Source organism: Steroidobacter sp. (assembly GCF_016790065.1).
Lineage (GTDB): Bacteria > Pseudomonadota > Gammaproteobacteria > Steroidobacterales > Steroidobacteraceae > Steroidobacter.
The window spans coordinates 1-6,034 of sequence record NZ_JAEUPY010000077.1; the positions used below are offsets into that span (position 1 = coordinate 1).

Here is a 6,034-nt window from a genome sequence, read left to right on the forward strand (position 1 = left end):
TGGATCGTCTGGCTGCTTTGCATGGACCTTCGGTGGATACCGTCGAGCTAACGAGCGAAGTTCCGGCACCAGTGACGCGCCGATATTTCCTCGCTGCCAGTGTCGCCGCGGCCACTGTGGTCGCCGGCGGGCTTTCCTGGCTGGCGATGCGTGAAGAGCGCGAGATCTATCTGACCGGCATCGGCGAAGTCCGACGCATTCCATTGGCGGACGGTTCGACCATTCTGCTCAACACCGACACCGAAGTTTCGGTGCAACTTACCGACGAGCGCCGAAACATCGAGTTACGGCGCGGCGAGGCGTTGTTCGAAGTGGCTCACGACAAGAGCCGACCCTTCATCGTGCGCGCCAATGAAACCGCAGTGAGAGCGGTGGGCACGGCGTTCGCCGTGAGGCTGCAAGCCGCGCAAATCGATGTCACGGTCACAGAAGGTGTGGTCGAACTTTCGAATAGTTCGACGCCAGAAACTACCAACTCGCCCGCCGTTACTGACAAACCGCCAGCGCCGCGACGGCTCAGTGCCAACGAGCGTGCGGTGATTCTGCCGGCCGCAGCCCCTGAAGTGACTGCGATTCCTACACCGCAGCTGAGCCGTCAGCTGGCCTGGCGCGAAGGCATGGTGTCGTTCGACGGCGAGTCGTTGCAGCTGGCGGCCAGCGAAATCAATCGTCATAACCGTCGGCAAATCGTGGTCGACGATCCGGTGTTGGCCCAGCGCCCCCTGGTCGGCGTGTTTCGTGCAACGGATGTGGAAGGTTTTGCACAGGCCGCGGCCGCCACCCTGAAGGCGCGCGCCGTGGTAACGGACCACACCATCCGCTTGGAACCCGTGCAATCACCGTGACATTGCAGAGTCGTTAGGGGGATTCGCGGGCTCGTTCATCCCATTAGTTACGGCGCCACAACTGGCCGGCGTCCTAACTAACAAGCGCGGCCGACGCGCACGAGGGATGGGCATGACGAGCCGAGGCTTGCACCAGAACCGAACCATGAGCGCACTTGTTCTCGCATCGCTGCTGGCGCTGGCCGCGCCGCTTCCGGTGGCCGCGCAAGAAGTTCATGAGTTCGATATCTCTACTCAGGACTCTGCCAGCGCCATTCGCGCGTTCGGGGTTCAATCCGGTCTGCAGATATTGGCGTCAGCGGAGGACCTGCGCGGTAAAAAGCTGAATCCAGTCCGTGGCCAGGTGGCCACCGAAACAGCGCTGAATGACATGCTGGCCGGCACCGGGCTCGGGCATCGCTACGTCGCTGAGCGAACGGTTGCGTTGGTCAGCGCCAGCGAACCGGTCACCGAGTCGAAGTCCGTAACTCCTAAGCCGGCAGCGAATATTTCCACACCCGAGCGCAGTTCCGCGCGCCAACGGTTTCGTGTGGCTCAAGCTAGCGGGCAAGCTGTGACCCCGGCAGCCGCCAGCACACCGGCAAGCAGTGGTAGCGAAGATCCCGTCGCTGCCGAAGAAATCATCGTCACTGGCTCTCGGATCGCGCGTGCTGGCTACGATCAACCGACGCCGGTCACTGTCATTGGCGCCGAAGCCATCGAACGCTCGGGCTTCAGCAACGTGTCAGATATTCTCAACCGAACACCGCAGGTCGGTGTGGGCTTGGGCTCGTCGAATTCCTATTTCAACGCCGATGCCGGTGCATCGTTCATCAATCTGCGGGGCTTGGGCACCAACCGCACGCTGGTGCTGGTGAACGGTCGGCGCCGAGTGTCCGGCACGCAGCTGTCGTCAGCGGTCGATCTTACGACCATTCCCAGCAACTTGATTGGCAACATCGAAGTCATCACTGGCGGCGCGGCCGCGGTGTACGGGGCGGATGCCGTCACCGGCGTGGTCAACGTCTCGCTCAAGCAAGATGTCGACGGCTTGGAGTTCACCGGCCGAACTGGTTTGTCATCGCGCGGCGATGCCGACAGTCATTCGCTGGGCATTACTTACGGCCAGACGCTCGACGATGGCCGCGGTCGATTTTTGTTCGGCCTGTCGCACAACAAGGAAGATCTGTTGATGGCGCGCGAGCGGCCGTGGGGCGAGCGGGCTGTCGATCTGTTCGGTAATCCGGCCAACACCGGTCCGTCCGACGGCATCTTCAACTCGGTGGCCTTGCGTGACTATCGCTATCCCAACACCAGCTATGGCGGTGCCTTTGTGATCGGCGGCACACGCTACACCTACGACAACGCCGTTCGGCCGACTCGCAACGACGCCGCCTTCAACGCGTCGACCGGCATCGGCGGCGACGGCTTCAACGACGCCGACTTCGCGCCGCTGCGTAACGAGAGCGAAGTGTTGGCAGCGTTGACTCACTTCGACTACAAGCTGACGGACGCTGTGAAGGTGTTTGGCGAGTTCCAGTATTCGCGCACCGAGACTGACTCGCCGCTGCAGCCGAGCTTTGATTCGGCCATCGCGCTCACGGCGGACAATCCATTGATTCCGGCTGATGTGCTGGCACTGATGTCGGCCGCCGGCCAGACGACGCTGTCGGTCGGTCGAACCAACTTCGACCAGGGCCAGAATCACCGGCTGGTGGATCGCAACACCTATACGCTGGTGGGCGGCTTCGAAGGTGAGATCGGTGGCTTTCAGTGGACCGCATTCCACCAGTACGGCCGCTATGAGGCTGATGTGTCTCGCACTCACGAGCGTATTCAGAGTCGCTATCTCGAAGCGGTCGACGTGATCGTCGGCCCGAATGGCACGCCGGTTTGTAGAAGCACTACGGCGAGGGCCGCCGGCTGCGTGCCACTGAGCTTGTTCGGTCGGAACGCAGCGACGCCTCAAGCTCTCGCGTACTTCGACTACACCCAGCGCACCAACATCGTGAATACGCAGACGGTCTCCGGGGTGCAGCTGACTGGTGGCTTGCTCGATCTGCCGGCAGGCGAAGTGCAGCTTGCCACCGGCATCGAATATCGCGAAGAGACCTTGAGCGTGAAGGAAGATCCGCTCGCAGTCGCGCGGCTGTTGCAGCGTGCAATCGGCAGTTCGCTCGACGCTGACTTCAATGTGAAAGAAGCGTTCGCCGAAGTGCTGGTGCCACTGCTGGTCGACAAGCCGTTCGTGAGATCCTTGTCCGTGGAAGGCGCGGCTCGCTTCTCCGACTACAACACCGTCGGCAATACATTCGCATGGAAGTTGGGAACCCAGTGGGCGCCCATCGACGACGTGCGTTTCCGGGTGACCAATTCGCGTAGCGTGCGTGCGCCGAACCTGGCTGAGTTGAGCAGTCCGGGAACGACCAGCTCGGTGTTCATTCTGGATCCATGCGATTCCACCCGACTCAATCTGACTGCCAACCGCTCGACGAATTGCGCGGCCTTGCAGTTGGCGCCGACGTATTCGGATCCATTCGCTAATCAGGCCAAGCAGGTGCTCACGTCCGGCAACTCCAACTTGAAAGAAGAGGAGTCGGATAGCTGGACCGTCGGTGCGGTGTTCACCCCGGGTTTCGCGCCTGGCCTGTCGCTGTCCATCGATTGGTTCAAGATCGAAATCGAAGACGCCATCAACGTGGTGCCGTTGCAGCGGTTGGTGGATAGCTGCGTGGATTCGGCCAGCATTGCCAATCCCTTCTGCGGTTTGATCACTCGGCGTGCAGACGGCGCGATCACCAGTGTGAACGTCACGCCTATCAATGTCGGCAGTCTCGAAACCAGCGGTATCGATTTCCAAGCCAACTACAGTTTGCCGTTCGCTAGCGACTGGCGCGTGAACCTGTCGCTGTCCGGTACTTATCTGGATCAGAACAACATTCTGGTGGTCGAGACCGATGCCAGCACGCTCGATGTCAACGTGGGCGAGGTCGACAATCCCCGTTGGCGCGTGAACTTCGTACCGGGCGTCGCATTCGGCGCTTTGCGGGTGGACTGGGCGATGCGTTTCATCGACAGCAGCAAAGTGGATGTGCAGCAGTCGGCCGAGGGGCGCGATGACAACAACGTGTCATCGAAGCTGTATCACGATTTGAGTGCCAGCTATGACTGGAACTCGTTGCGCTTTAGCGCGGGTGTGAACAATCTGTTCGATACGGCGCCACCGTTCAGTCGTGAAACGGTGCGAGGCGACAAGCGTGGTGTGCTGTTCGATAACATCGGGCGCTACTTCTTCCTGGGCCTGACCGCACGGCTGTAGGAGAGCAACGAATGGTGAGAAGACTCATTGCCGTCGCTGCCACCGCCTTGTTCGCTGTGGCAGCGTGGGCCGCCGCGCCCGACATGAGCGGCGTCTGGGTGTATACAGCCAAGGACTCGTATTGGAGCACCAACGACCTGCCGGCCAACTTCAGTCTGGCCCTGGAGATGAAGTTTTCCGGCAATCAGCTCACTTATTCGTCGGTCAACGACTCGGACAAGAACAAGATCGGGCGCCTGAGTTTCGTGGCGCCGTTGGATGGCACGGTGGTGCCGGTGGAAAATCAGTCGCGTTACAACCAGGTCTCGGTGCGGCGGAATGGGCCCGGCGAGCTGGAGATCGTCCAGTACTTGAATGGCGATGTGATCGTTGCCTCCTTCTATACGTTCCGTGATGATGGCCGGACCATGGTCAGACGGGGCGTCGGTAAATCTCCCGAAGGCAAGTCCAAGGCCTATCAGGAGACCTTCCTGCGCAAATGAGCTAATGCACATCGCCAAAATTCTTTGCGCCACGGTTGGCGTTCTCACGCTGACGGCCGCGCTGGCAGCCGCGCCAGTCGTCATCGATCCCGACAAGATCACCGAACACGTTCGGGTGTTGTCATCGGACGAGTTCGAAGGACGCGCGCCGGCCAGCGCGGGCGAGACGAAAACTGTCGACTACCTGATCGCGCAACTCAAGGCGGCTGGCCTGCAGCCCGGCGGTGATAAGCAAGGGTTCGGTCGCGCTTGGACACAAGACGTGCCGCTGCTGCGTGCCGAGATCCAAGGGCCGATGAGCATTAGTGTCCACGCTGCCGGCGAGACGCTGCAATGGAAACAAAGTGAGCAGATCGTGATTCGTGCCGCGCAGACCGGTACGGATCAAGTGAACATCGAGGGCGCGCCCATCGTGTTCGCCGGCTACGGCGTCAGCGCGCCGGAGCGCAATTGGGACGACTACAAGGGCCTGGACTTGAAAGGCAAAGTCGTGCTGATGCTGGTCAACGATCCGGACTTTGACACCGGCTACGGCGACTTCGGCGGCAAGGCCATGACCTACTACGGTCGTTGGACCTACAAGTTCGAAGAGGCTGCACGGCGAGGCGCGGCTGGTGTGTTGGTCGTGCACGAAGAAGCACCCGCGTCTTATCCGTGGGCGACACCAGCGAATAGCGATGCGGCAGCGATGTTCGACATCGTTCGTCGCAATCCTCTCGAACAACACACGCCGATGGAAGGTTGGATCCACAAGGACACGACCCTCGATCTGCTGAAACGCGCCGGGCTGGATTTCGCCAAGCTCAAGGCTCAGGCACAAACACGGGAGTTCCGTCCGGTCACGTTACCAGGCGTGAGTTTCTCGACTCGCTACGCTGTGAATACCCAGCGGGTGATTTCTAAGAACGTCGTCGCCATTCTGCCGGGCAAGAAACACGCGGACGAATACATCGTCTACAGCGCGCATTGGGATCACATCGGCGTGGGCCGGCCGGACGCCGATGGCGACACGATCTATAACGGCGCGGTCGACAATGCCGCTGGCGTCGCGCAAGTGATCGAGATCGCTCGCTTGTTCGCCAACAGCGAGCGCACTGACCGGTCGGTGGTGTTTCTATTTGTGACCGCCGAAGAAAAGAATCTGCTGGGTACGGAGTACTACGCGGCAAACCCGTTGTATCCGCTGGCCAAGACGGTGGGGAATCTGAACACCGATGCACCACGCCCCACCGGCCCGGCCAAGGATTTCACGACTGCCGGCGATGGTGCTGTGACGTTGCAAGACAACGTCATCGCGGTGGCGCGTGAATATGACCGCTACTTCACTCCCGATACGTTGCCTCAAGCCGGCCGATTCTTCCGCTCGGATCATTTCGCGCTGGCCAAACGCGGCGTGCCGGCGATTTCTT

The 6,034-nt window shown here is 60.8% G+C and carries 4 protein-coding genes; all 4 read left to right on the top strand.

The genetic code is table 11. From position 1 onward, the window contains the following. The coding region (locus tag JNL55_RS03205) for a FecR family protein (RefSeq protein WP_293849168.1) at positions 1–845 on the top strand (845 nt) is incomplete at its 5' end. Between the two features lie 145 nt (positions 846–990). Next, positions 991–4,143 (top strand): TonB-dependent receptor, encoded by a 3,153-nt coding sequence (locus tag JNL55_RS03210; RefSeq protein ID WP_293849170.1) that lies wholly within the window; start codon positions 991–993, stop codon positions 4,141–4,143. 11 nt (positions 4,144–4,154) lie between these two features. After that, positions 4,155–4,625: a hypothetical protein gene (locus JNL55_RS03215; RefSeq protein WP_293849172.1), complete on the top strand. Its 471-nt coding sequence runs from the start codon at positions 4,155–4,157 to the stop codon at positions 4,623–4,625. Between the two features lie 4 nt (positions 4,626–4,629). Then, the coding region (locus JNL55_RS03220) for a M28 family metallopeptidase (RefSeq protein ID WP_293849174.1) at positions 4,630–6,034 on the top strand (1,405 nt) is incomplete at its 3' end.

Bases quoted from the DNA above. Each gene is read 5' to 3' on its own strand.
- JNL55_RS03210 (WP_293849170.1), top strand. From the start codon at position 991: ATGAGCGCACTTGTTCTCGCATCGCTGCTGGCGCTGGCCGCGCCGCTT.
- JNL55_RS03215 (WP_293849172.1), top strand. From the start codon at position 4,155: ATGGTGAGAAGACTCATTGCCGTCGCTGCCACCGCCTTGTTCGCTGTG.